The sequence below is a fragment of the Burkholderia stagnalis genome, from assembly GCF_039848545.1.
Lineage (GTDB): Bacteria > Pseudomonadota > Gammaproteobacteria > Burkholderiales > Burkholderiaceae > Burkholderia > Burkholderia stagnalis.
In genome coordinates this window covers 484780-508811 of record NZ_CP156685.1, presented here as the reverse complement: position 1 = coordinate 508811, position 24032 = coordinate 484780, and the positions used below count along the sequence as shown (strand labels likewise).

The 24032-nt window shown below is 68.8% G+C and carries 17 protein-coding genes and 1 tRNA gene; 8 read left to right on the top strand and 10 right to left on the bottom strand.

The genetic code is table 11. The annotated features are described in order from the left end of the window. Window positions 1–8 precede the first annotated feature (8 nt). Entirely contained in the window at window positions 9–3173 is a 3165-nt protein-coding gene (gene tssI, locus ABFO07_RS02440) for a type VI secretion system Vgr family protein (RefSeq protein ID WP_069236518.1), read from the bottom strand. A gap of 629 nt (window positions 3174–3802) precedes the next feature. On the opposite strand from tssI, the gene ABFO07_RS02435 reads away from it, so the two are divergent. Further along, window positions 3803–3879, top strand: a tRNA-Val gene (locus tag ABFO07_RS02435). Between the two features lie 120 nt (window positions 3880–3999). On the opposite strand, the gene wecB is transcribed toward ABFO07_RS02435, so the two are convergent. After that, window positions 4000–5214 (bottom strand): non-hydrolyzing UDP-N-acetylglucosamine 2-epimerase, encoded by a 1215-nt coding sequence (gene wecB, locus ABFO07_RS02430; RefSeq protein WP_060017471.1) that lies wholly within the window; start codon window positions 5212–5214, stop codon window positions 4000–4002. 1140 nt (window positions 5215–6354) lie between these two features. On the opposite strand from wecB, the gene ABFO07_RS02425 reads away from it, so the two are divergent. Next, on the top strand, window positions 6355–7113 hold the full coding sequence (locus ABFO07_RS02425; protein WP_059810894.1) for a hypothetical protein: 759 nt from the start codon (window positions 6355–6357) through the stop codon (window positions 7111–7113). A gap of 6 nt (window positions 7114–7119) precedes the next feature. After that, a complete protein-coding gene (gene glmS / locus ABFO07_RS02420; protein WP_059810895.1) occupies window positions 7120–8937 on the top strand; it encodes a glutamine--fructose-6-phosphate transaminase (isomerizing) in 1818 nt (605 codons plus the stop codon). A gap of 46 nt (window positions 8938–8983) precedes the next feature. On the opposite strand, the gene ABFO07_RS02415 is transcribed toward glmS, so the two are convergent. Beyond that, window positions 8984–9844 carry a sigma-70 family RNA polymerase sigma factor gene (locus ABFO07_RS02415; protein ID WP_060017492.1) on the bottom strand — a complete coding sequence of 287 codons (861 nt, stop codon included), beginning with the start codon at window positions 9842–9844 and terminating at the stop codon, window positions 8984–8986. Continuing rightward, on the bottom strand, window positions 9844–10317 hold the full coding sequence (locus tag ABFO07_RS02410) for a carboxymuconolactone decarboxylase family protein (RefSeq protein ID WP_347468214.1): 474 nt from the start codon (window positions 10315–10317) through the stop codon (window positions 9844–9846). The genes ABFO07_RS02415 and ABFO07_RS02410 overlap by 1 nt, the downstream gene beginning before the upstream one ends. 348 nt (window positions 10318–10665) lie before the next feature. Between ABFO07_RS02410 and egtB the strand changes: the two genes are divergently transcribed. The 4 genes from egtB to ABFO07_RS02390 all read left to right on the top strand — a co-directional run bounded on the left by egtB (window position 10666) and on the right by ABFO07_RS02390 (window position 13698). After that, a complete protein-coding gene (gene egtB / locus ABFO07_RS02405) occupies window positions 10666–11910 on the top strand; it encodes an ergothioneine biosynthesis protein EgtB (protein WP_124490529.1) in 1245 nt (414 codons plus the stop codon). After that, window positions 11894–12901, top strand: coding sequence for an L-histidine N(alpha)-methyltransferase (gene egtD, locus ABFO07_RS02400; RefSeq protein WP_347468212.1), 1008 nt, complete (start codon window positions 11894–11896; stop codon window positions 12899–12901). Before egtB ends, egtD begins: the two co-directional genes overlap by 17 nt. Before the next feature lie 164 nt (window positions 12902–13065). Then, window positions 13066–13389 carry a hypothetical protein gene (locus ABFO07_RS02395; RefSeq protein ID WP_059960589.1) on the top strand — a complete coding sequence of 108 codons (324 nt, stop codon included), beginning with the start codon at window positions 13066–13068 and terminating at the stop codon, window positions 13387–13389. Between the two features lie 51 nt (window positions 13390–13440). Further along, window positions 13441–13698: a hypothetical protein gene (locus tag ABFO07_RS02390; protein WP_347468210.1), complete on the top strand. Its 258-nt coding sequence runs from the start codon at window positions 13441–13443 to the stop codon at window positions 13696–13698. A gap of 48 nt (window positions 13699–13746) precedes the next feature. Here the strand turns inward: ABFO07_RS02390 and ABFO07_RS02385 are convergent, their stop codons facing one another. Next, window positions 13747–14961 (bottom strand): MFS transporter, encoded by a 1215-nt coding sequence (locus ABFO07_RS02385; protein WP_059810901.1) that lies wholly within the window; start codon window positions 14959–14961, stop codon window positions 13747–13749. Window positions 14962–15217: 256 nt separating this feature from the next. On the opposite strand from ABFO07_RS02385, the gene ABFO07_RS02380 reads away from it, so the two are divergent. Continuing rightward, the gene (locus ABFO07_RS02380; RefSeq protein ID WP_347468209.1) at window positions 15218–15580 is read left to right on the top strand and encodes a hypothetical protein; all 363 of its coding nucleotides are present in this window, start codon (window positions 15218–15220) and stop codon (window positions 15578–15580) included. 74 nt (window positions 15581–15654) lie between these two features. On the opposite strand, the gene ABFO07_RS02375 is transcribed toward ABFO07_RS02380, so the two are convergent. The 5 genes from ABFO07_RS02375 to ABFO07_RS02355 all read right to left on the bottom strand — a co-directional run bounded on the left by ABFO07_RS02375 (window position 15655) and on the right by ABFO07_RS02355 (window position 23805). Beyond that, a complete protein-coding gene (locus tag ABFO07_RS02375; RefSeq protein WP_124483003.1) occupies window positions 15655–15816 on the bottom strand; it encodes a hypothetical protein in 162 nt (53 codons plus the stop codon). A gap of 56 nt (window positions 15817–15872) precedes the next feature. Beyond that, on the bottom strand, window positions 15873–17033 hold the full coding sequence (locus ABFO07_RS02370; RefSeq protein ID WP_059892170.1) for a DUF4382 domain-containing protein: 1161 nt from the start codon (window positions 17031–17033) through the stop codon (window positions 15873–15875). Between the two features lie 259 nt (window positions 17034–17292). Then, window positions 17293–20319, bottom strand: a complete 3027-nt coding sequence (locus ABFO07_RS02365) for a type III restriction-modification system endonuclease (protein ID WP_060369627.1) — start codon at window positions 20317–20319, stop codon at window positions 17293–17295. Continuing rightward, window positions 20319–22325: a site-specific DNA-methyltransferase gene (locus ABFO07_RS02360; protein WP_347468206.1), complete on the bottom strand. Its 2007-nt coding sequence runs from the start codon at window positions 22323–22325 to the stop codon at window positions 20319–20321. The genes ABFO07_RS02365 and ABFO07_RS02360 overlap by 1 nt, the downstream gene beginning before the upstream one ends. Window positions 22326–22677: 352 nt before the next feature. Next, on the bottom strand, window positions 22678–23805 hold the full coding sequence (locus ABFO07_RS02355; protein ID WP_059810906.1) for a porin: 1128 nt from the start codon (window positions 23803–23805) through the stop codon (window positions 22678–22680). Between the last annotated feature and the right edge of the window lie 227 nt (window positions 23806–24032).

Sequence of the window (24032 nt, the reverse complement as noted above, 5' to 3'; positions counted from 1 at the left end):
ATGGCTCGTCAGAGCGAGGTCAATGCAGGTGCGGCGCTACGTGCCGCTTGCGCGAGCGCACCGACCTGCTTCGCCGCGGCGCCGAGCTGGCTCGCCTGCGCCAGCGCCGCGCTCGCGCCGGATGGCAATGCCTGGGAAAGCGCGCCTTGCGCAACGCTCATCGCCTGGCCGGCCAAGGCCTGGCCGATGCCGCCGTTGGCGACCTGACCTGCGACACCCGCCAGTTGCGTCGCGCCCGAGACCGCGCTCATTGCGCCTTGCGGCAACGCGCTGGCAAGTGCACCCTGCGCAACGCTCATCGCCTGGCCGATGCCGCCCTGCGCAGCCTGTCCGGCGACGCCAGCCAGTTTCGTGGCCCCCGACACCGCGCCCATCGCGCCCGGCGGCAACAAGCCGCCCAGCTGCGACATGGCCGTCGCGGCCGCGTCGGCCGGCTGCGAAGGCTTCGCAGGCCATTGCGCCGTCTTGAATACGCTCGACGGATCGTATTGGTTGCGCGAATCCTCGCCGAACTGAACGTGTGCGGCGCCGGCAGGCAGGCCGCTCACGATCGTGTGCCCCCTCGCGTCGAGTGCGCCTTCGCGCAACACGCCGCCATTGGCATCCAGCACCGTGAACTTGCCACCCTTGAAGCCTTCGCCGTTCGCGTACTGGTGCAGCAACTCCAGTTGCCCCGGCTGATCCGGCCTCGGGCTCGGCAGCGGATACCCCATGCTCGCCGGCCCGCTGAACGTATGCGACGCGCCCTTCACGTCGATTTTCCCCGGCGCATGGATCTCGATCTGTCCACCCTTGATGCGGATGTATGCGCCGCCGCTCGTCAGCAGGATTTCCTGGTCGGCGGCAACATCGATCTTGTCGGTCGCCGACAGCACCTTGACCGTCTTCTGCGCGGTCACCTCGACGTTGTCCGACTGCGCCTGGATCTCGACCTTGCCCTTGCCCGCGAACAGCTTGATCCCCGCGTTCTGCACGAACAGGCTCAGCTTCTGGCCGATGCTCGCCAGCAACGACTTGCCGGCCGCGACATGCACGCTCTGCCCGCTCGCAACGTTCACATGATCGTTCGCGACCACGTGCACCGACTGCTGCGTCGACATCCCGATCCCGGACGGGCTGCCGAACAGCATCACCGGTTCCTTGAACGCGTTCGCGCTGCCGGTGCCGCCGCCCGCCGTGCGGCCGCCCGATGCGCTGCCCGACGCGCTGTCCTGCGTCGCATCGGTGAACGCGCGCATCGTGTCGTGCGCGTCCTTCAGGCTTTCCGCCTGGTGCTGTTCGCTCACGCCCGACAGCGACTCGACGAGGCTCTCGGCATTCACGAGCTGCTGCTGCGTTTCCTTTACGTCCAGCGGCTGGCTGTTCGGGGCCTTCGGGTGCGTGGTCACGTACAGGCCCTGGCTCGCGCGCACCGCACCGTATGCATCCGAGCGCAGGTCGAACCCGCTGCCGAGATACGACCCGCGCGAATTGCCGTTCTGGTCGATCAGGTAGCCGAGATGCAGCAGGCTGTTCGCGCTGCTGCTCATCAGCTGCACGCGGTTCTGGCCGGTCGCATCGTCCATCACGAGCTGGTTGTAGCCGCCGCCCGAATATTCCTTCGAGCGGTAGCCGGACAGAATCCCGTCGCTATGCCATTGCGGCTTGGTCGCGCCGTTGTACACGCGGCCGACGGCCAGCGGCCGGTCGCAATCGCCGCCGATGTAGTCGATCAGCACTTCCTCGCCGATGCGCGGCATGTGCACGCCGCCATAGCCGCCGCCGGAATCCGATTGCACGACGCGCACCCAGCACGACGCGTTCTCGTCGCCCGGGTTCACACGATCCCAGACGAACCGCACGCGGATGCGGTTCAGCTCGTCGGTGTAGACCTCCTCGCCCCGCGGCCCGACCACGATCGCCGTCTCGAGATGCATCTCCGGCTTGCGATGCTCGAACGGGCTGCGATACGGCACGCTCGCGCGCTGCGCTTCGACCTCGACGAGATAGAAACCCACCGAGCCGTCGCCATGCGGCACCTGAAGCGCAGACGCGCCTTGATACCTCGCACGGATGCGCTCAAGCTCTGGCCCCAGGCCATGTGGAAAGTGCGGACCGTCGCTCGACACCGGCAGGTTGTTCTCGATCCACCACGCCACTTCGATCGTCGCGAACTCGCGCTGGTCGGCCGGGTCGCGATCGTGCTCGGGATGGTCCGACAGCGTGAAGCGCCGCCCCGCGTCGATACCGCGCACGCCGCCCGCGGCGTGGAAGCGCTTCGCCTGCGACTCCCATTCCTCCATCCGGACCTTCGTCAGACGGTCGCCGCGCGACTGGTCGAGATAGGTATACGCGCCGGTGTACTCGTAGACCTCGAGCTGGTCCGGCAAGGCGCCTTGGCCCGCCATCGTCGGCACGTTGGTGCCTTTCGGGTTGGTGGATACCGATGGATTCTTGTAGTCGAACGTCCGGGTCGACAGCGTCACGCTTTGCAGCGTGCGGGTGCCCGACCATTGCGTGAACGCATCCGTCTCGCTCGAGGCGCCCGCGCGATAGAAGCGCACCGTCTCCGGCGACAGCGGCGCGCACGTCTGCAGGTTATCGGTGATCACGAGCGTATGCGACGTGCCGTCGCCCGCCTGTTCCCAGCAGGCGAACAGCCCTTCGCTCTCCATCAGCCGGTGCACGAAATCCCAGTCCGTCTCGCTCTGGCGCGTATACGAACGGCTCGGCAGCGGCTGCGACAGCGCGAAGCGGTATCGGCCCCGCGCTTCGGGGTGCATGTCCAGGACCTCGGAGATGATCTCGTCGACGTGCTTGTCGATCCAGATCTTCTGGTCGCGGCGAAACCGTAGCACGTGCATCCACGCGCGCAGTTCGATCTGGTAAGTCGTTATGCCACCGTTCGCGCCCAGCCGGCGCACGGTGTAGATGTAGCCGCTCACCGGCCGGTACGACTTGTCTGCCTGTTGAATCCAGAGCGTCGCCGGCTGGGCGATCAGCTTCTTCAGCTCGAGACCGCCATCCGTCGACATGACGTCGAGCGTGAATGAATAGTCTCGTCCGATTCGCGATCGCCCCACTGCCCGCTGGACGGCGAGTGCGTTCTCGCCGAGCGGGGTTGCGAGCTTGAGTAAACGGTCCTGCTGAATCAGGCCGCCACGAATCGCAGCGGCTATGTCCGGCATGTTCATATTGCGGCCCTTTTTATTTCAGCACCCTCGGATGGTGTCTGTTGCGCTATCGCGCGGAATTCTACAGTCGAATCAGGGCAGTAAGGTAACGCCGCGCGAATCGGCCAGCGGATTTATTTCAGGGCGTGAAAGGATGTGTCCGTGGCGTCGGGACATCGCGTGTCCGCGACGTGATGCCGGTGCCGCGCGATGGCGGTCCTCTTGGCTGAACCACAGCATTCCGCTTCTTCTATGCACCGCTCACAGTCGCCGCCCTGTGGTTATCCAATGGTTTTGAACCGATATGTATATAAACGTAGTAGTAGTTAACAAGCCGCGCGCCAATCTGTGGATAACTCCCCAAACCCCCTGAGAAATCAACACGCTGCCGGATTCATAACCCCCCGAGACTCGGGTGCAAAGTTCTGTGGAGCACAGAACAACTTTCGCCCCGGCTCACAGCCGCCACAGATATCCCGAATCGTTCCACTGTGAATCCAGAGGCTTGCAGGGCGGTTATCCAGAAGGAAATGTGGATAACCCCGCGGCACGGACGCGTCGCGCTGTGCACCCCCACACGCGCCCGCGAAAGAATTTTCACCAAACCCCTTGTGCTCCGCACAAAGCCTGCCTATAATCTGCGGCTTCTTAGGCTCGTAGCTCAGTTGGTTAGAGCACCACCTTGACATGGTGGGGGTCGTTGGTTCGAATCCAATCGAGCCTACCAACGCACAATCGAAGGGGTCCGGCAGTGTGCATCGCCCGCAGGCGAAGCGACTAGCCAATCGTATAAACGCCGCGCGACAGGTTCGCGCGGCGTTTTTTTTATTGCGCCTTCACTACGCCTTCACGCCGAACGCAGCGCATGCAGCCCCATCGCGAGCGCGTTGTACGGCATCTCCCCCGCCCCCATCCCGAAGTTCACGATGTTCGGCAGCGCATGCGGCCGGTTCAGCAGCGCATGCACGATCCGCTCGCACGCATGGCCGTCGCCGTACGGGTTGCTCGCATGCGCCATCTCGTCGTACGCGCGGTCGTTGCCGATCAGGCGCGACGCCTCGTCCACCAGGCGTTCCGCATCCGTGCCGACGAGCCGCGCATTGCCGGCCTGCACGGCCTCCGGCCGCTCGCACGTGTCGCGCGTGACGAGCACCGGCTTGCCGAGCGCCGGCGCCTCCTCCTGGATCCCGCACGAGTCGGTGATGATGAAGTGCGCGCGCGACATCAGGAACACGAACGACAGATACGCCTGCGGTTCGATCACGTGCAGGTTCGCAATCCCTTCGAGCAGCGCCTGCATCGGCTCGTCCACGCTCGATTCGCCATGCAGCGCATAGACGAACTGCACGTCGCGGTGCCGGCCCGCGAGGATCCGCAGCGCATGGCCGAAGCACGCGCGCATCTCGCCGGTGTAGAAGTGATGGCCGGACACCAGCACGAGGCGCCCGGTGCCGTCGACGAACGGATAGCGTGCGGCGATCGCGCGCGCGAACGCGTCGTCGCGCTCGAGGATGCGCCGCACGCCCTGCAGCGCGTCGATCAGCGTGTCGCCGCTCAGCACGACGCTGTCGGCCGGCACGCCCTCGCTGTACAGGTTGCGCCGCGCGCGCTCGGTCGGCGCGAAATGCCAGCTCGACACCGCATCGGTGATGCGGCGGTTCAGCTCCTCCGGCCACGGCGACCAGATGTCGCCGCTGCGCAGGCCCGCCTCGACGTGCGCGACCGGCAGATACCGGTAAAACGCCGCGAGGCTCACCATCAGCGTCGTGATGGTGTCGCCGTACACCACCACGCTATCCGGGTGCAGCCGGTCGAACAGGCCGCCGATCGCCTGCAGCAGGCCCGACGTCGAGTCGGCCTGCGCATGGCCGGCGTCCGTCAGGTTCAGCGTGTAGTCGGGCATCACGTCGAACAGCGCGAGCAACGGCTCGAAGGTCTCCCGGCGCCGCACGGTGACGCACACCTTCGCGTCGACGTTGCCGTGGGCCCGCAGCGCGCGCACGAGCGGCGCCATCCCGACCGCCTCCTGGCGCGTGCCGAATACAAACAGGAATTTCCGCATGTCGAACCTCGAATCGCTCCCTGATTCCGTTCGTCCAGGCGCGCGAGGCGAGCCCGCGCGCAAGCACGGGTGGATCGGCGGCGCAGTGCGGCCATGAGCTGCCGGGCCGCCGCCCGGTTGACAAGCGGCAACCGGCGGCCGGCAGGCCGCGCTGCGTTAAAGGCCGGGGCCGTTTCGTCGTGGGGGCATGCGCCGGCGAAGCGTCCTCGTGCCCGCCATCTCATTGCGAGTGGCAAGTCATGTCATTTGTCGTACCTCGTCATCCCATCGGGATCATCGGCCCAATGTGTCGCGGCGCCGCGAATGCGAGCGCGGGCTGCGTGCGGTGTATCGGATGCTGCAAGTTTCAAACCAGCCGCGCCGTGCCCGGCAACCGCGTCGCGTGGCGCGCGCGGGCGTCGTGCGGCCCGCACCGGAACGTTACACACGTGATACGGCGCAAGGCCGGCTGCATGCACCCGCGATGCATCGCGAAGCGCTACGCGCGCCGCCGCCGCCATCCGTGCCGGAAGGATGTGCGCACGTCTCATGCCTGCGCGCGACTCGCAGGGTCGACCGTTGCGCATGCATGGGGATTTTCCCCACGCCGGCGTATGTCGGCGGCGATGGTGCGGAAACGTTGCGTCGGTGAAACGGGCGCTGGTGCCCGTGTGGCGGCCGCTGCATGGAGACGGCGGGCAAGCGCTATTTGCAAACGCGCGGCGAATCGTCAGGCACGCCCATGCGCATGCGGCACGCCGATTGCGCATGCTTCGGCTGCACGACGGCCCGCCGTCGGCCGAAGGACATGCGCGCCGCGGCCCGTAAAACGCTGATACGCCGATGAATCAAAAACCTTTCACGCACACGGCCACGCACGCCGCGAACCCGCGCCTGCACCTTGCCGGACGGGGCGCGCCGCGCGATGGCTCGGCCTTTGCTTCCAATGAAACATGCCCCGTCCCGGCAGCGCGAACGACTAGCGGTACACATCGGGACGGCTATATGCAGTTGATACGAGGCCGGGAAACGGCGTGAGGGACCAGCATCCGCGGCGCCGCTGGCGGGAAACGGCGCCGCGAACCGATGCCTGCTCCGCCTGCTCCTCTTGAATCCTGTCCGTCCGCGACGGCGATCCTGGCGCGGACACGGGGACGAACGATGAAGGACTGCCGGGCGGGTTCGTTCTGCGTCGACGAGGTGTGGCTGCTCGCGCTCGCGTGCGCGCTGGCGCCATGCGATGCGGCGCTGGCGTGCCGCGCATGTCGCGACGTCGCGTTCCTGCCGACCTGCTCGGCTGCCTGGCTGTGGCTCGCGGCGCTGCTGCTCTGCGGGCGCGACGTGTGCCCGGTGTCGCGTTGCCCCGCCCTGTCCCTGCGCACCTGGCCGTTTCCGCCGCTCGTCGACCTGCCGGGCTCGCGCGCCGCGTCGGGCGTGCCGTGCCGCGAATGGCCCGTGTCGATCGTCCCTGCTCTCGCCTGCGTCATGCCGGCCACGCTGCCCGTACCGGTCGTCGACGACAGCCGCATCCGCGAGTCGCTGTCGCCGCCGCGCCGCGCGGCCGGCCAGTTCGACGGCACGCCGACGCATCGCATCGTGCGGCACGTGCCCGCAAGCCGCCGTCGCGCGGCCTTGCTCGCGTTCGGCCGCACCCGCCGAACCCGCCGCGCATCCACGCGCCGCACGCCCGCCCGGGCGCTGCCATGCAGCGCGCTCGCGTGCCTGCTGTCGCTGGATCTGGATGCGCCGCGCTCGCCGTGCGCGAGCCTCGGCATCGCGGCCGGCACGCTCACGCGGGTCACACGCGCACGCCGTATCGCCGCGCGCCAGCATCACGACGGCCGCGGCCGTCACGCCGGATTGTTTCGCTTGCGTGCCGAGCGCTCGTGCGCACGGCACCGGTCTTTTCACTGGAGGTAACGCGTCATGTGTGGCATCGTCGGCGCGGTCGCGCAACGGAACATCGTTCCGATCCTGATTGAAGGCTTACGCCGCCTCGAATACCGCGGCTACGATTCATGCGGCGTCGCGACTGTCGTCGACGGCATCGCGCGACGCGAACGCAGCGTGTCGCGCGTCGCGGATCTCGAGGCGCACGTGGAAAGCGCCGGGCTGTCCGGCAGCACGGGCATCGCGCACACGCGCTGGGCGACGCACGGCGCGCCGGCGACCTGCAACGCGCACCCGATCTTCTCGCGCGACGAGATCGCGCTCGTGCACAACGGCATCATCGAGAATCATGAAACGTTGCGTACGCAACTGTCTGACGAGCACTACGAGTTCGACGGCCAGACCGACACCGAGGTCGTCGCGCACCTGATCCACAGCAAGTACCGCGGCGACCTGCTCGCGGCGGTGCGCGACGCAACCACGCAGCTGCATGGCGCGTATGCGATCGCGGTGTTCAGCAAATCGGAGCCGCAGCGGCTCGTCGGCGCGCGGGTCGGCTCGCCGCTCGTGGTCGGGCTGAAGGACGGCGAATGCTTCGTCGCGTCGGACGCGCTCGCGCTCGCGGGCATCACCGACCGCTTCATCTTTCTCGAGGAAGGCGACATCGTCGAGCTGACGGCCGGCCATGCGCGCATCTTCGATCGCAACGGCGTGCAGGTCGAGCGGCCGGTGCAGACGGTCACGTCGGGCGACGGCGTGGTCGAGCTCGGCCCGTATCGCCATTTCATGCAGAAGGAGATCTTCGAGCAGCCGCACGCGGTGGCGGCGACGATTCCCGATGCGGGGCTGTTCGATCCCGCGGTGTTCGGGCCGGACGCGCGGCAGGTGTTCGAGCAGATCGACAACGTGCTGATCCTCGCGTGCGGCACGAGCCATTACTCGGGGCTCACCGCGCGCCGCTGGCTGGAGACGATCGCGCGGATGCCCGCGCACGTCGAGATCGCGAGCGAATACCGCTACAGCGATGCGCTCGCGATGCCGAACACGCTGGTGGTCGTGGTGTCGCAATCGGGCGAGACGGCCGACACGCTCGCGGCGCTGAAGTATGCGCAATCGCTCGGCCATCCGGACACGCTCGCGATCTGCAACGTGCCGACCAGCGCGATGATGCGGCAGACGGGCCTGCGGTTCCTCACGCGCGCGGGCCCGGAGATCGGCGTGGCGTCGACGAAAGCCTTCACGACGCAGCTCGTCGCGCTGTTCATCCTCGCGGTCACGCTCGGGCGGCTGCGCGGCTTCGTCGACGACGCGCAGCTCGCGCGCTACACGACGCAGCTGCGGCGCCTGCCGGACGCGCTCGCCGACGTGCTCGCGCTCGAGCCGCAGGTCGAACGCTGGGCGCAGGAATTCGCGCGCCACGAGAACGCGCTGTTCCTCGGCCGCGGGCTGCATTATCCGATCGCGCTGGAAGGGGCGCTGAAGCTGAAGGAGATCTCGTACATTCACGCCGAGGCGTATCCGGCGGGCGAGCTGAAGCACGGGCCGCTCGCGCTCGTCACGCACACGATGCCGGTCGCGACGATCGCGCCGAACGACATGCTGCTCGAGAAGCTGAAGTCGAACATGCAGGAGGTGAGGGCGCGCGGCGGGCAGCTGTACGTGTTCGCCGATGCCGATACGCGGATCGACAACGGCGACGGCATCTCGGTGCTGAGGATGCCGGACTATTACGGGCTGCTGTCGCCGATCCTGCACGTCGTGCCGCTGCAGTTGCTCGCGTATCACGCGGCGTGCGTGCGCGGCGCGGACATCGACAAGCCGAGGAATCTCGCGAAATCGGTGACGGTCGAGTAGGGGGAGGAGAGGGGAGCGGCGCCCGCCTGCGTGCGGGCGCGTCCGCTCAATGCAGGTGCTGCAGCTTGTCCGGGTTGCGCACCACGTAGATCGCCACGACCTTGCCGTCCTCGATCTCGAGCGCGGTGGTCTGCAGCTCGCCGTCCGCTTCCCGCGTAACGAAGCCGGGCAGGCCGTTGACGAAGCCCGCATGCACGAGCGTCGAACCGTGCTTGCTGAACAGCGCGGCCAGCGTTTCGTGCACCCGCATCACGGCTTCGAAGCCGAAGATCGGCCGATTCGCGGCCGGGCGCTTGCCGCCGCCGTCCGCGTGCAGGCTCACGTCCTCGGCCAGCAGCGCGCCGAGCACGCGCATGTCGCCGCTGCGCGACGCCGCGAAAAACGCCTCGGCGATCTCGACGCCGCGCTGTTTCTCCACCTTGAAGCGCGGCCGCGCGTCGCGCACGTGGGCGCGCGCCCGCGCGGCGAGCTGCCGGCATGCGGCCGGCTCGCGCCGGATGGTCGCGGCCACTTCGTCGAATTCCAGCCCGAACACGTCGTGCAGCAGGAACGCCGCGCGTTCGAGCGGCGACAGGCGCTCGAGCGCGAGCATCAGCGGCAGCGTGACGTCCTCCTGCGCGTCCTCCTCGACGACGGGATCGGGCAGCCACGGGCCGATGTAGGTCTCGCGCTGGTGCCGCGCGGACTTCAGCTGATCGAGGCACAGCCGCATCACCATGCGGCGCAGGAACGCCTCGGGCACGCGCACCTCGGCGCGCTCGACGTCCATCCAGCGGATGAACGCCTCCTGCACCATGTCCTCGGCATCGGCGACCGAGCCGAGCATCCGGTACGCGACGCGCACGAGCGTGCGGCGCAGCGGGTCGAAGCTCGCGGCCGCGTCCGCCGCCGGGTCGAGGTCCGTCATCAGGCGGCTGCCTGGGCAGCGGGGGCCTTCGCCGCGGCCGGTTCGACCCACATGCCGAAGCCGACGGCGAGCCGGTTCCAGCCATTGATCACGTTGATCATCAGCGTGAGTTTCACCTGTTCCTCCTCGGTAAAGTGCGCGTTGAGCGCCTCGTATGCGTCGGCATGCGTGTGGCCTTCGGAGAGCCGCGTCAGCGCATCGGTCCAGCCGAGCGCCGCGCGTTCGCGATCGGTGTAGCAGGGTGCCTCGCGCCACGCCGGCAGCAGGTACAGGCGTTGCTCGGTTTCGCCGTTCGCGCGCGCTTCGACGGTGTGCATGTTAATGCAGTTGGCGCACGCGTTGATCTGCGACGCGCGGATCTTGACCAGCTCGATCAGGGTCGGCTCGAGGCTCGCCTGCGCGGCGAGCGACGTGCTCATCCAGCTCTTCATCAGCGACGGGGCGGCGGCGAACGGGTCGAATTTAGCGGTCATGGTTCCATCTCCTGGGTTGGGTTCCGATGACATGACGAGCGAGCCCCCGCGTGTGTGACATTCACGTCAGATTTTTTTGCATGGGTGCTGTTCTTCGGACAAACCGGCGCGTCATGCGAGTGTCACGAGCGGTCTCGCCGCCTGCTTTCATTTTTCTTGCGATGCGGTTTCAGCCCACGCGCGGTTCGCGACATTCACATTTCTAGGCCATACTCCTCTGCACGGGCGGACGAAGCGATGCAACTTCGGCCGCCCGTCGCAGCATCGCAGGTCGCATCAGCCGCGCGCGTCGAGCGCGGGGCATCCTTTTCCGGCAACGCAGCGCAGCGCGACGTGGACGGTAAACCGATGAGCCTCCTTGCATCCCAGCTTCAGCGCCGCTATCGCGACGTGCGCGCGTGCAGCGTCGAACTGACGGCGACGCTGTCCGCCGAAGACCAGGCCGTGCAGTCGATGCCCGACACGAGCCCGACCAAGTGGCATCTCGCGCATACCACGTGGTTCTTCGAGACGGTCGTGCTGATGCGTCGCGTCGAGGGCTACGCGCCGTTCGACGACGCGTTCCAGTTTCTCTTCAACTCGTACTACGAATCGCTCGGCCCGCGCCATCCGCGGCCGCAGCGCGGGCTGCTGACGCGCCCGTCGCTCGACGAGGTGCGCGCGTACCGTCATTACGTCGACGAAGCGCTGCTGCGCGCGATTGCGAGCGCGGACGCGGCGCTGCTCGAAACGATCGCGCCGGAGATCGAGCTCGGCCTGCATCACGAGCAGCAGCACCAGGAGCTGATCGTCACCGACATGCTGCACGCGTTCTCATGCAATCCGCTGCTGCCGGCGTTCCGGCCGCGTGCCGGCGACGGTGGCGCCGCAGTGCACGACGAAGCCGCCGCGCCGCGCTGGCTGCGCCAGCCGGGCGGGCTCGTCGAGATCGGCCACGACGGCAACGGCTTCTCGTTCGACAACGAGCGGCCGCGGCACACGGCGCTCGTGCGGCCGTACGAGATCGCGGAGCGCCTCGTGACCAACGCGGACTTTGCCGCGTTCATCGCCGACGGCGGCTACGCGCGCCCCGAACTCTGGCTGTCGGACGGCTGGGCGACGGTGCTGCGCGACGGCTGGTGCGCACCCGCGTACTGGCTCGCGCGCGACGGCGCCGACGCCGCACGCGCCGTGCCGCCCGACACGCCGTTGCGTGCGTGGCAGGCGTTCGGGCTGCACGGCGTGGAGCCGCTCGCGCCTCATGCGCCGGTGTGCCACGTGAGCTTCTACGAAGCGGCCGCGTACGCGGAATGGGCGGGCGCGCGGTTGCCGACCGAATTCGAATGGGAGGCCGCGTACGGCGCGGACGGCATCCGGCAGATGACGGGCCACGTATGGCAGTGGACGCGCTCGTCGTACGAGCCGTATCCGGGCTTCCGGCCGCTCGCGGGCGTGGCCGCCGAATACAACGGGAAGTTCATGGTCGGCCAGCAGGTCCTGCGCGGCAGCAGCGTCGCGACGCCGCCGGGCCACGCGCGGCCGACGTACCGCAATTTCTTTCCGCCGGCCGCGCGCTGGCAATTCACGGGGGTGCGACTTGCGAGAGACGCCTGATCTGGCCGCCACGAGCGGCGGCCTGCAAGCAGCCCGCGACCCGCGGCCGAGCGCGTTCGAGCGCGACCTGATCGACGGGCTGTCGCGACGGCCGCGCAGCATCCCGCCGAAATACTTCTACGACGCGGCGGGCTCCGCGCTGTTCGACCGCATCTGCGCGCTGCCGGAGTACTACCCGACGCGCACCGAGCTCGGCATCCTGCGCGCGCATGCGACCGACATCGTGCGGCGCGTCGGCCCACACGCGGACATCGTCGAGTTCGGCGCGGGCTCGCTCGCGAAGATCCGCATCCTGCTCGACGCGTTTTCCGCGGAGCGCGCGCCGGCGCGCTACGTGCCGGTCGACATTTCCGCGGACTACCTGCACGGCGCGGCCGCGCGGCTGCGCGCCGCGTATCCGTGGCTCGACGTCGCGCCGCTCGCGGCCGACTACACGAAGGCCGAGCAGCTCGCCGCGCTGGCGGCCGAGCCGCGCCGCCGCATCGGCTTTTTTCCCGGCTCGACGATCGGCAACTTCTCGCCGGACGAAGCCGATGCGTTCCTGCGCGACGCGGCGCGGCTGCTGCGCGGCGGGGCCTTGCTGGTGGGCGCGGATCTCGTGAAGGACGAAGCGACGCTGCACGACGCGTACAACGACGCGCAGGGCGTGACCGCGGCCTTCAACCTGAACCTGCTCGCGCGCGCGAACGCCGAACTCGGCGCGGACTTCGACATCGACGCGTTCGCGCATCACGCGTTCTACGATTCACGCGAGCAGCGCATCGAGATGCATCTCGTCAGCATGCGCACGCAAACCGTGCGCGTGTGCGGCCGCACGTTCCGCTTCGAGGCCGGCGAGCGCATCCATACGGAGAACTCGTACAAGTTCACCATCGACGGTTTTCACGCGATCGCGCGGCGCGCGGGCTTCGAGCCCGACACCGTGTGGACCGACGACGCGCAGCTGTTCAGCGTGCACTGGCTGCGCAGCCCGGGCGACATTCGCGCGTGACGGCGTGCGGTGAGTGCCGACGCCGGCACGCATCGCGCACGACCGCTGCGGCGCCGTAAACACCCGTTACCAGTCTCGCAGACCGGTTTCACCTGTATCGACGACCCCGACCTACACTCCGAACCGTATTCACTGGAAGCACGTCGAGTGCAGGGAGTCGCGAGATGAACAAGAAACTTCTCGGTGCAGTTCTCGGTATCGCGGTACTGGCGGCGTCGGGCGCCGCGTCGGCGCACGTCGACGTCGCGGTCGGCATCGGCGTGCCGGGCGTCTACGCGGCACCGGCTCCGGTGTACGCGGCACCTGCCCCGGTGTATGCGGCGCCGCCGCCCGTCGCCTATGCGCCGCCGGTGGCGTACGCGCCGGTCGGCTATCGCTACGACGACTGGCGTGCCCGCGAATGGCGTGAACGCGCGTGGCGCCGCCATGAATGGCGCGAGCACGAGTGGCGTGAGCGTGCATGGCGCGATCGCGGCCGCTGGGACTGATCCCGCTGAGCGGTTCGCCAACCAACAACCGACGACGAGGAGCGTGAGCGCATGGTCACCACCCATCGACACATCAGGCAATGGGCGCTCGCCGCCGGCGTGGCGCTCGCCACGATCGGCAGCGCGCATGCGGTGGGCTGCATGAAGGGCGCGGTCGTCGGCGGCGTCGCCGGCCACTACGCGGGCCACCATGCGGTGGCCGGCGCGGTCGGCGGCTGCATCGTCGGCCATCACATGGCGAAGAAGCACGCGGAGGAACTCGCCGCGCAACGCCGGGCCGCCGCGCAGGGCACGCCGCCGGCGCAATGAGTCCGTCACCGTCGCACGGCTTCGCGCCGTGCGCATCGTTCGCGAGCGTCAGCCCGCATTCCGTCCCGGCGCGAACCCGCACATCGCGAGCGGCACGAGCACGATCGCCGCGCCGGTGAAGAACATCGCCGGCGCGCCGAAGCGCTGCCACACCCATCCCGCGATCACGCTCGCCAGCAGCATCGCCAACCCGGCCGCGAGATTGAACAGCCCGAACGCGGTGCCGCGCCATTCGGCCGGTGCGGTATCGGCGACCATCGCGGCGAGTATCCCCTGCGTGAACCCCATGTGCAGCCCCCACACCGCGACGCCGGTCAGCACCGTCGCGACGTCGGCGCGCGTGCCGAGCAGCAGGTCCGCGCCGATCAGCAGCGCCATGCCGATCGCGAGCAGCGCGCGCCGGTCGAGCCGGTCCGACACGACGCCGACCGGATATGCGGCGAGCGCATACGCGGCGCTCATCACGACCATCACCGACGGCACCCACGCGACGTCCATGCCGGTCTGCTGCGCGCGCAGCACGAGGAACGCCTCGCTGAAGCGCGCGAGCGTGAAGGTCGCGCCGATCGCGACGACGAACCAGTAGCGGCCGGAGAACGCGCGCAGCGCGCGCAGGTCGAGCGGCGAACGGAACGGGCGCGCGGCGCCTGCGCGCCCGGCCGCCGCGGCGTCGGGCTCGCGCACGCCGAACAGCAGCACCGCAAGCGTCGCGAACGCGGGGATCGACGCGAACCACAGCACCGTGCGGATCTGGTCCGCGAACGCGAACATCAGCGCGATCGCGAGCAGCGGGCCGCCGACCGCGCCGACGGTATCCATCGACTGCCGCAGCCCGAAGCACGCACCGCGAATCTCGGGCGGGGCGACATCGGCGACCAGCGCGTCGCGCGGCGCGCCGCGAATGCCCTTGCCGAAGCGGTCGACGAGGCGCGCGGCGATCACGAGGCCCGGCCCGTGCGCGAGCGGGAACAGCGGCTTGGTCAGCGCGGCGAGCCCGTAGCCGGCGAGCAGCAGCGCCTTGCGGCGGCCGAGCCAGTCGCTGAGCGCGCCGGAGAAGATCCGCACGAGCAGCGCGGTCGCTTCGGCCGCGCCCTCGAGCATGCCGAGCGCGGCGACGCTCATCCCCATCGTCGTCACGAGATAGACGGGCAGCAGCGCGTGCACGAGTTCCGACGACAGGTCCATCAGCAGGCTGACGAACCCCAGCGCCCACACGGTGCGGGGGATCGCGGGACGGGACGACACGGCGGTGCGCGATTCCATCGGAACTCCTTGACGCGCCGCATGGGGGCGCGGCCGGCTACGCCATCTTGAAGGTCGATCGACGGCATGGGGCCGGTACAGGGCAGATAGCACGAGTGTCGCGCGGGGCGGCATCCGTTTCAACAGCGGGCGACGCCTGAATTGGTCTGATAAATGGCCGCCCGATGCCGCGTTACGAATACTTACAACGCGCGATGGCCGCGCGCCGGCCCGTTCGTACAATGAATCATCTCAATGCGCTCCAAGGAGCACCACGATGAAACAACGACGCTTCCTGTCCGTGCTCGCAGCGGCATGTCTTGCGCTCGGCGCGGTATCGGCCCACGCGGCGGCAGGCGGTAATGGAGGAGGGAACGGCGGCGGTCACGGCGCGGGCGGCAGCGGCGGCAATGCCGGCGGCCTGTCGGGCGGCCACATGAGCGGCGAGGCGATGTCGAACTCGAACGGCATCCACGCCGGCGACCGCGACCACGGCCTGTCGCGCGCGGCCGACCGCTCCGGCACGATCGCCGGCCGCGCGGGCGTGCAGCCGGGCCACGGCCATGCGCATGGTCACACCGCGCACGCGACCACGCATACGAACCACGAGAAGCGCAACGCGTTCGGCCATACGCTTTAAACGGCCTGCGCGGATCGCAGAAGCGGAAAAGGCGCCCTCGGGCGCCTTTTCTCGTTCATGCATGCGCATTGCGCTCAGCAATTGCCTTTCTTGGCCTGTCCCGGCGGGCAGAAGCCGTTGCCGGGGCCGCCTTGCGGCGCAACCACCACCGGCGGGCCCGGCACGTAGACCGCGCATCCGCTCAATGCGCCCAGCACGCCGACAGCCGTCAGCAGCGTGATGACCTTCTTCTTCACTGCATTCTCCATGGTCGTTTGGGCAGGGCCGCGTGCGGCCCCGCCCGGTCAAGCCGTCAGAACGAGAAATTGACGTTCGTCTGGCTGGTCGTCGCGTTGACGTTCGTCGCCTGCGTCGCACCCGATGCCGCATCAGCCTCGATCGTGTACTGGCCGGCGGCCGCCGGCACCGCGGCCAGCGCGACCGGCAGCGCACCCGTGTAGGTCCCGACGATCGGCGCGGCGGTCGGCACCGACAGCGCGTAGAAGCCGGTATCCAGGTTCGCGTTGGCCGACGTGATCTCGTAAGCGTTTGCATTGATCGTCTGCAGCGCACGCACCAATGCGTTCGCGCTGGCCGTCACGGTGCCGCTGACGGTGCTCATCGCGGAAGCCGGCAGCGCGATCGGCACGTTCGACGTCGACACCGCGGTGCTCGTGTTCACGACCACCGGCACCGCGCGGACGATGCCCGACGCGACGTTGTTCTGCACGATCACGACGTCGTAGTTGCCCTGCGTCGAGCTCTGGATCAGCGGCGACAGCACGAACTTGCCGGTGCCGTCGGCGACGGTGCCGCGCACCACCTTGCCGCCCTGTTCGGCGTAGACGGTCGCGCCCGCTTCGGCCTGCGCGACGTAGCCGGTGATCGCGCCGCTCACCACCGTCGGCGTCGCGGTCACGACCGGCTTCAGCCCATACGTGCCGTTGCCGCGCTGCACGATCGACTTGCACGCGTTGAAGTCGAGCACGAGGTCGACGAGCGTGTTCGGCTGGACCGTGAACGGGCTGATGATCTTGTAGCCGCTTTGCGTCGCGCTCGGCGTCGCGAGCGGCTGTTCGCTGCCGCCGGTCGGCACGACCGAGTTCGCGAGCGTGTTGCCCTGGTTCTGCGCGAGCACGAGGCGAACCTGCTGGTACTGGCCGGCCGGCAGCGCGGTCTGGCCGAGGTCGGCGAGCGCGCCGTTGGTCAGCGACAGCAGGTCGATCTTCTGCGGCACCGGCAGCGAGACCGTCGACCAGCCGCCATCGTTGTCGCCGGCGTTCGAATTCATGTTGACGCGAACCTGGGACACGGTGACGTAGACGTGATCGAAGCCGCACGACGGCGCGTCGGTCATCGCGACGTGCAGCGTGCCGGTTTGGGTGCTGCTGCCGCCGCCATCGCCGCCGCCGCAGCCGACCAGCGCAAGCGAGAGCACGGACGCGCCGGCGAGCGCCTTAAGCAAGTTGTTCATGACAACCCCTCCTTCGGATTCTTGTGTGGGTGCCCGGAGCATAGTGCGAGCCCGGTGTTGCATCGCTTCGAATTTGCAACGAGGCGTAACGGCCGGGGACAACTGCTTGCGACGGCAAGCATTCCGGCCGCCGGATCGTGCGCGGCATCGGGCGGAAAAGGGAGGAGAGCGGGGAGAGCGGGGAGAACGGGCGGGTTGTTGCGATGCAGCATGAGGGCCGCCGGCGCGGCGCGAGCATCGGCCCGCGCCGCGCGGCCGGTCAGCCCGCGTCGGCCGCCTGCGCGGTGCGCGCGAACAGCGCGTCGACGCTGTGCGCCCGCACGTACCGCGCCGGCGTATCGCCGTCGGCGAGCGCGCGGAAATGCGCGTCGCCGCACGCGAGCTTCGCGCGTTCGTGCTCGCGCGGCGCGTCGTCGTCGGCGCTGCGCGGCGTATCGACGACGAAGTACAGGCGCGCGTCGCCGTCCTGTTCCGCGAGCACGGCCCAGTCGGGGTGATAGCTGCCGAGCGGCGTCGGCACGTCGAACCAGCGCGGCAGCTTCGCGTACAGCTTCACCGCGTCGTGCGCCTCGAGCGCATCGGCGAACGCGCGCTCGGCATCGGTCTCGCATACCACCGCTTCGTGAGTCGCCTTGCGCGCGTCCGTGCGCAGGTTGCGCAGGTAGCCCGTCAGCGCCTCGCTCTCGAACGATTCGAGCGCGTGCACGTGCCGGTCGCCGAGCTTGCGGTACGCAATGCCGCTAACGAGCGCGAGCCGCTTGCAGCGGTTGATCGCATCGGCCGCGAGCGCGATGAACTGCTGCGGGTTGAGCCGGAAATCGTCGAGCCGGCCGCTGTCCGCGAGGATCGTCGCGAGCGAGCGGCGCGTGAGCTGCGTGCGGTCCTGCAGCTCGGTGAGCAGGTCGGGCAGCAGCAGCGCGCCTTCGTCGATCAGCACCGTGCCGGCGCCCGCCACCTCGATCGCCTCGACGCCGGCCTTGCCGATGTCGATCTCGGCCTTGCGCCACTGCAGCCGCGCGCGCGCGACTTCGGGCGCGTCGCGCAGCGCGGCCGCGCAATCCTGCACGAGCTTCGCGTTGTCGAACTGCACGCGGTACACGGTGCGATGCTTGATGCGATCCCACAGCGCGCGGAACTCGCCGCCGAGCACCACCGCCTTGCCCGACGCGTCGCGGCGCAGCGCGATCTCGCGGCGCTCGTCCGCGTTGCGCACCGCGAAGCGGCCCGACAGCTTGCGCAGCGTCGCGACGACCGCCGCGCGCAGCGTCTCGAACGCGTCCGGCAGCACGAGCGCGCTTTGCCGCAGCGCGTCCTTCAGCCGGTCGAGCACCTTGCCCTGCGCGTCGATGTAGCCGTGCGCGTGCAGGTGGGCCCACAGCACGCGCGACAGCTCGATGCCGAGCGCATGCGCGGGGCCGTCGCCTTCGCGCACCGGCAGCGCCGCGAACTGGTGTTCCTCGACGATCCCGAAGCGGATGCCCGTGTCGGCCTCGATTTCCTTCTGCAGGTTCTCGGCGAAGCTCTCGTAGCGCTCGGTCGCGATCACGGTGAGCGTGTTCACGCCCGGGTCGCGCACCCGTTCGCCGTCCTGGTCGACCGCGAGCCGCAGCCCGCGGCCGAGCGTCTGGCGGCGCTCGCGTTCGGTCTGGATGTCGCGCAGCGTGCAGATCTGGAACACGTTCGGGTTGTCCCAGCCTTCCTTCAGCGCCGAGTGCGAGAAGATGAACTTCAGCGGCGTGTCGAACGACAGCAGCGCTTCCTTCTCGCGCATGATCAGCCCGTACGCGCGCTCGGCGTTCTCGCGGCTCGCGGCGCTGCTCTCGCTGGTGTCGGTCCAGCCGCCCTTGCGGTCGATCGAGAAGTAGCCGTTGTGCGCGGCTTCGATCTCGCGCGCGACGTCGACGCCGTCGAACAGCGCGCGATACGCGGGCACGCGCGCCGCGCGCGCGTATTCCTCTTCGAAGATCAGCGCGTAGTCGCCCTTCACTGGCGCGCCGTTCGCGTCGTATTTCCGGTAGCGCTCGACCGAATCGACGAAGAACAGCGACAGCACCTTCACGCCGCGCTCCGAGAGCCGCAGCTCCTTGTCGAGGTGCTCGCGGATCGTGCGGCGGATCATCTCGCGCTGCACGGCGAGCGTGTCGATGTCGCCGTACGCCTCGCCGAGCGACAGGAACGCCTCGCCGGCCGGATGGCGCAGCTCGAGGTATTCGGCGCCCTTGGCCGCCTGCACCTCGCCGATCCGCAGGCCCGCGTACAGCGCGCGCCTGGTCACGCGCTCGAGTTCGTCGCCGTCGGTCACGGACACGATCTGGCGCTTCACGCCGGCCGTGGTCGCGACGTCGAGCTCGACGCGCGCGCTGATCGCGCCGCGCCGGTTCGACACGCCGACGAGCCGCAGGTACGGCTTGTTGTGCGCATCCTCGACGATCGCCGACGCGATCTCGATCTGCTTGACGAGCTTGCGCTCGTACGCGTCGACCGCATCGAGCCGGTACACCATGTGGTGGCGGTCGACGTGCGTCGCCGAATAGCGCAGCGTGCACAGCGGGTCCATCGCCGCGAGCGCCTCGCGGCCGCGCCCCTCGAGGCCGCCGTCGACGCTCTGCGGCTCGTCGACGATCACGATCGGGCGCGTCGCGCGGATCAGGTCGATCGGCTTCTCGCCGCCGGTCTTCTCGCTGTCCTTGTACAGGTTGTTGACGTCGCGCTTGTTGATCGCGGCGACCGTCATCACCATGATCTGGATCGTCGCGCTCGCCGCGAAGTGGCGCACCTGGCCGAGCTTCGCGGAGTCGTACAGGAAGTAGTCGTACGGCACGCCCGCGTACAGGCCGCGGAAATGGTCCTCGGTGATCAAGAGCGTCTTGTGCACGCCTTCCTTGATCGCGACCGACGGCACGACGATCACGAACTTCGTGAAGCCGTAGCGGCGGTTCAGCTCGAACACCGTGCGCAGGTACACGTAGGTCTTGCCGGTGCCGGTCTCCATCTCGACCGTGAAATCGCGCGAGGCCGGGTCGCCCGACGGCGGCAGGCCGCCGCGCAGCTGCACGTCGGCGAGGTTGCGCGCCAGTGCGTCGTCGGTGATCGACAGCCGGTTGCCGACGCCGCGCTCCGACAGCGCGAAGCCGAGCGCCGCCTGCGCGGCGGCCGACGTGCCGGGTGCCGCGTTCGCGAGCACGCTGAAGTCGCCCTGGCACGCCTCCTGGCCGCGGAACAGGTCGCAGACGGCGTCGATCGCCTCGCGCTGGTAGTCCAGATCCGCTTCGAAATGCAGGCGCATCACAGGCTCCGCACGCGCTTCACGCCGTGCTGCTCGAGCAGCGCGGCGAGATTGAGCTTCGCGACGTCGTCGGCGAAGCCGCTGTCGCGGAACAGGCAGGTGACGTCGCGCGTCGTGCCGTGCGCGTCGAGCAGCGCGACGATCCCTTCGGCGAGCGGCTCGGCGTCGTCGCGCGTGACGCGCGCGTCGAAGCACGCAACCACCGTCTGGCCGATCAGGTGCACCGTCTTGCCGGCCACCGCGTGATGCGTGACCGGCGTGCACAGGTCGAGGCCGAGCTTCAGCGTCAGCTCCGCGAGCAGGTCGTCGTCGCTGCGGCCGGTCTTCACGTGCTCGACGGACGCGAAGAGGGCGTGATCGAAATCGTCGCGGCGCGGATCCCACTCGATCACGTTGGTCGTGTCGAGCCGGTACACGCGGAAGCCGAGATCGCCATAGCTTTCCGGATAGTCGCGCGCGACCTGCTGCGCGGCGCGGCGCAGGCGCTCCTTGGTCAGCTCGGCGAGCGTCGCGGGCTTCTTCAGCTTCGCGCAGAACTCGGCCGCGGCCTGCTGCGTCTTGTCGTGCTTGTCGAGCGGCTCGGGCAGCTGCACGAGCACGTAGCGGCGCGAGCCGCCGTCGGTCGCGTTCAGCTGCATCACCGCATGGCCGGTGGAGCCGGAGCCCGCGAAGCAGTCGACCACGATGTCGTCGACGCGCGTGCACCAGCCGATCACCGATGCCGCGAAATCGACCGGCTTCGGCTGCTCGAACGGCACGCCGAGCGCCTTCAGCAGCGCGTCGTCCGAACCGCCGAACGGCAGCACCGACGGCACGTTCTCGTACATGTTCTCGTCGAGGTAGTAGATCCGCTGCGGCTGCGTGGTTTCGTCCGCGCCGAACTCGATCAGGCCGCGCTCCAGCAGCGCCTGCATCGTCGCCGGCGGGTTGCGCCAGCCGCGCTCCGGCATCGCGCACGGCTTGCCGGTGACGGGGTGCACGAGCGGCACGAAGTATTCGTCCGGCGCCTTCTTCTTGTTCGGCCACGCCATCGACACGAGGCGGTACACGCGCCCGTCGGCCGACAGCCGGTCGTACATCAGCTCGCCGCCGGACAGGCCGGTCTGCGTCCGGACCCACGCGCGGTACTCTTGCGCGGCGTCCGCAGCGGTGCCGTTGCGGCGCACGAGGTCGTACGCGGCGTCGAGCATGCGCTGCGCGTTGCGCTTCGGGCGCTTGAGCGGGGTCGCTTCATGCAGCGCCTCCGCGTTGCGCGCGAACAGCACGAGCGATTCGTGCTGGTACGCGACGCCGCGCGCGTCGCCTTTCGGGTTGCGCTTGTCCCACACGGCCACGCCGAGCTCGTTCTCCTCGCCGAAGATCTCGCGCAGCATCAGCACCAGCGCATGCACCTCGTGCTCGTCGATGTGCACGGCGATCACGCCGGCGTCGGACAGCAGCGCGTGCGCGAGCTTCAGCCGCGGGTACATCATGTTCAGCCAGTCGGTGTGGAACCGGCCGTTCGCCTCGGTGTTGGTGCTGCGCTTCACGCCGCCTTCGGTCTGGCCGGTGACGGCCAGGTAGTGGCGCAGGCTGTCGCTGAAGTCGTCCGGGTAGACGAAATCGCTGCCGGTGTTGTACGGCGGATCGATGTAGACCAGCTTGACCTTGCCCGCGTAGCTCTTGTGCAGCAGCTTCATCACGTCGAGGTTGTCGCCCTCGATCACGAGGTGGCGGGTGTCGTCCCACGCGACGCTGTCGGCCGGGCAGGGCCGCAGCGTGCCGGTGGACGGCGTGAGCGCGGCCTGCCGCGCGCGGCGCTTGCCGTGCCAGTGGAAGCCGTATTTTTCGTCGGCATCGCCGACCGTGCGATCGCCGACCAGCGCCTTCAGCGCGTCGACGTCGACCGACGCGCCGTCAGGGCCTTCGGTCACGAGTTCGGGGAACAGCGCCTTCAGGCGCGCGACGTTGTCGGCGGTGAAATCCGTCGACATCGCCTGCGGGCTGGCCGCATCGAGTTTCTGCATCGTCCTTTTCCATCCTGGGCCCGTCCGCGCCGCGCCCGGGCGTCGGGCGCTGTCGCGGCGCCGGCGGCCGGGGAGGGGGCCGCCGCGGGCGAACCCGAAACGCTAGCGAGTCGGTCGGCGCAGGTCAAGCGCCCGATAGGCGCCGATGCACGCCGCAAACCGGCGGATCGGGCCGGATCGCCCGCCTGGCGGGCGCTGCGCGGCTTCGGGCCGGTGATGGGCCGGTTGTCGCACCGGGCGGCCGCGCGGGCCGATCCGCTGCGAGAAAAAAAGGGCACGGACGGCGCGGTGCGCCGGCATGCCCTGCATGGAGCCTCGGGAACGATGCACGCGGGCGGGCGCCCGCGCGGGGTCAGAAGCGGGTGCGGATGCCGGTCGTCAGCTCGAGCTGGTTGTTCGAGCCGAACGTCGACGACACCTTGTAGCCGCCGTGCAGCTTCATGTAGTCGCCGGCCAGGTAGACCTCGGTGCGCTTGCTCAGGTGGTAGAAGATCGAGCCGTAGATCGTCTCCTTGAAGCCGTTGCCGACGCCGTTGGTCAGGCTGAACGCGCCGAGGTTGGCGTTCGGCGTGAAGCCGTCCGCGTTGTACGCGGCGTTCTTGATGCGCATCTGCTGGTAGCCGAGCTCGTAGTCGAGCGGGCCCTGCGGCGCGAGCTTCATCGACACGGTCCACGCGTTGTCGTGACGCTGGCCGAGCGCGCCCTGGTCGCCGTTGTAGCGGAAGTAGCCCGCATTCAGGCGCACGATGCTGAACGTGTAGTTGCCGCCGGCCGAGAACGTCTGGTTCCGGAAGCCGTTGTGGTTCACGTGGCTGTAGAAGCCCGACACGTTGAACGGGCCGCCGTTGTAGCCGAGCGCGACCTGGTACGCGGAGCCGGTCGCGAAGCTGGTCGAGTTGCTGAACTGGTAGCCCGCGCTGGCGAAGATGCCGTTGCTGAACAGCTTCTTCCACGCGAGGCCGTTGTTGTAGCGCGTGCCGGTCGGGCCGGCCGCGTAGAAGATCATCTGCTTGAAGTTGTTCGAGTTGGTCCAGCCGCCTTCCTCGGTGGTCAGCTGCGCGGTGCCGTACGGGTCGCCGTAGATCGCCGCCGCGTCGCGCGCGATCGAGTTCTGGAAGCCGGCCGTCAGCTTGCCGAAGCGGTCGTCCTGGATGCCGACCCACGCGTCGCGGTCGAAGATCTGGCCTTCGTCTTCCATCTGGCCGTTCGCAACCACGAATTCGCTTTCGAGGCGGAAGATCACCTTGGTGCCGCCGCCGATGTCCTCGGCGCCGCGCAGGCCCCAGCGGCTGCCGCTGAACCACGGCTCGCCCTGGTTGCCCATGCCGATTACGTGCTTGCCGTTCGCATCCGCGTGCGTGCGGTAGGTCGGGAAGCTCAGGTCCATCAGGCCGTAGAGCTGCACGCTCGATTGCGCATGCGCCTGCGTCGCGGCGCACAGCCCCGCCGCGATGGAAAGGGCCAGGTATTTTCGTTTCAAGATCGTCTCCTCCGAGCTGCCGCATTGAAATTCGCTTGTTGGCAGTACCTAACGTATGCCGCGTCCTGCCGGCCCCTGCGAGATGACCGACGCCTAGCATCGTAGAGAGGGCAATCCTTCACGCCGCTTTCCCGGCCCGGCGAATCGGATCGGTGAAAACACCGAACGGCGGCGTCCTGACGAGTGCCGAATGCCGTGTGGGCAGGGGAGAGCAGGAACATCGGCGC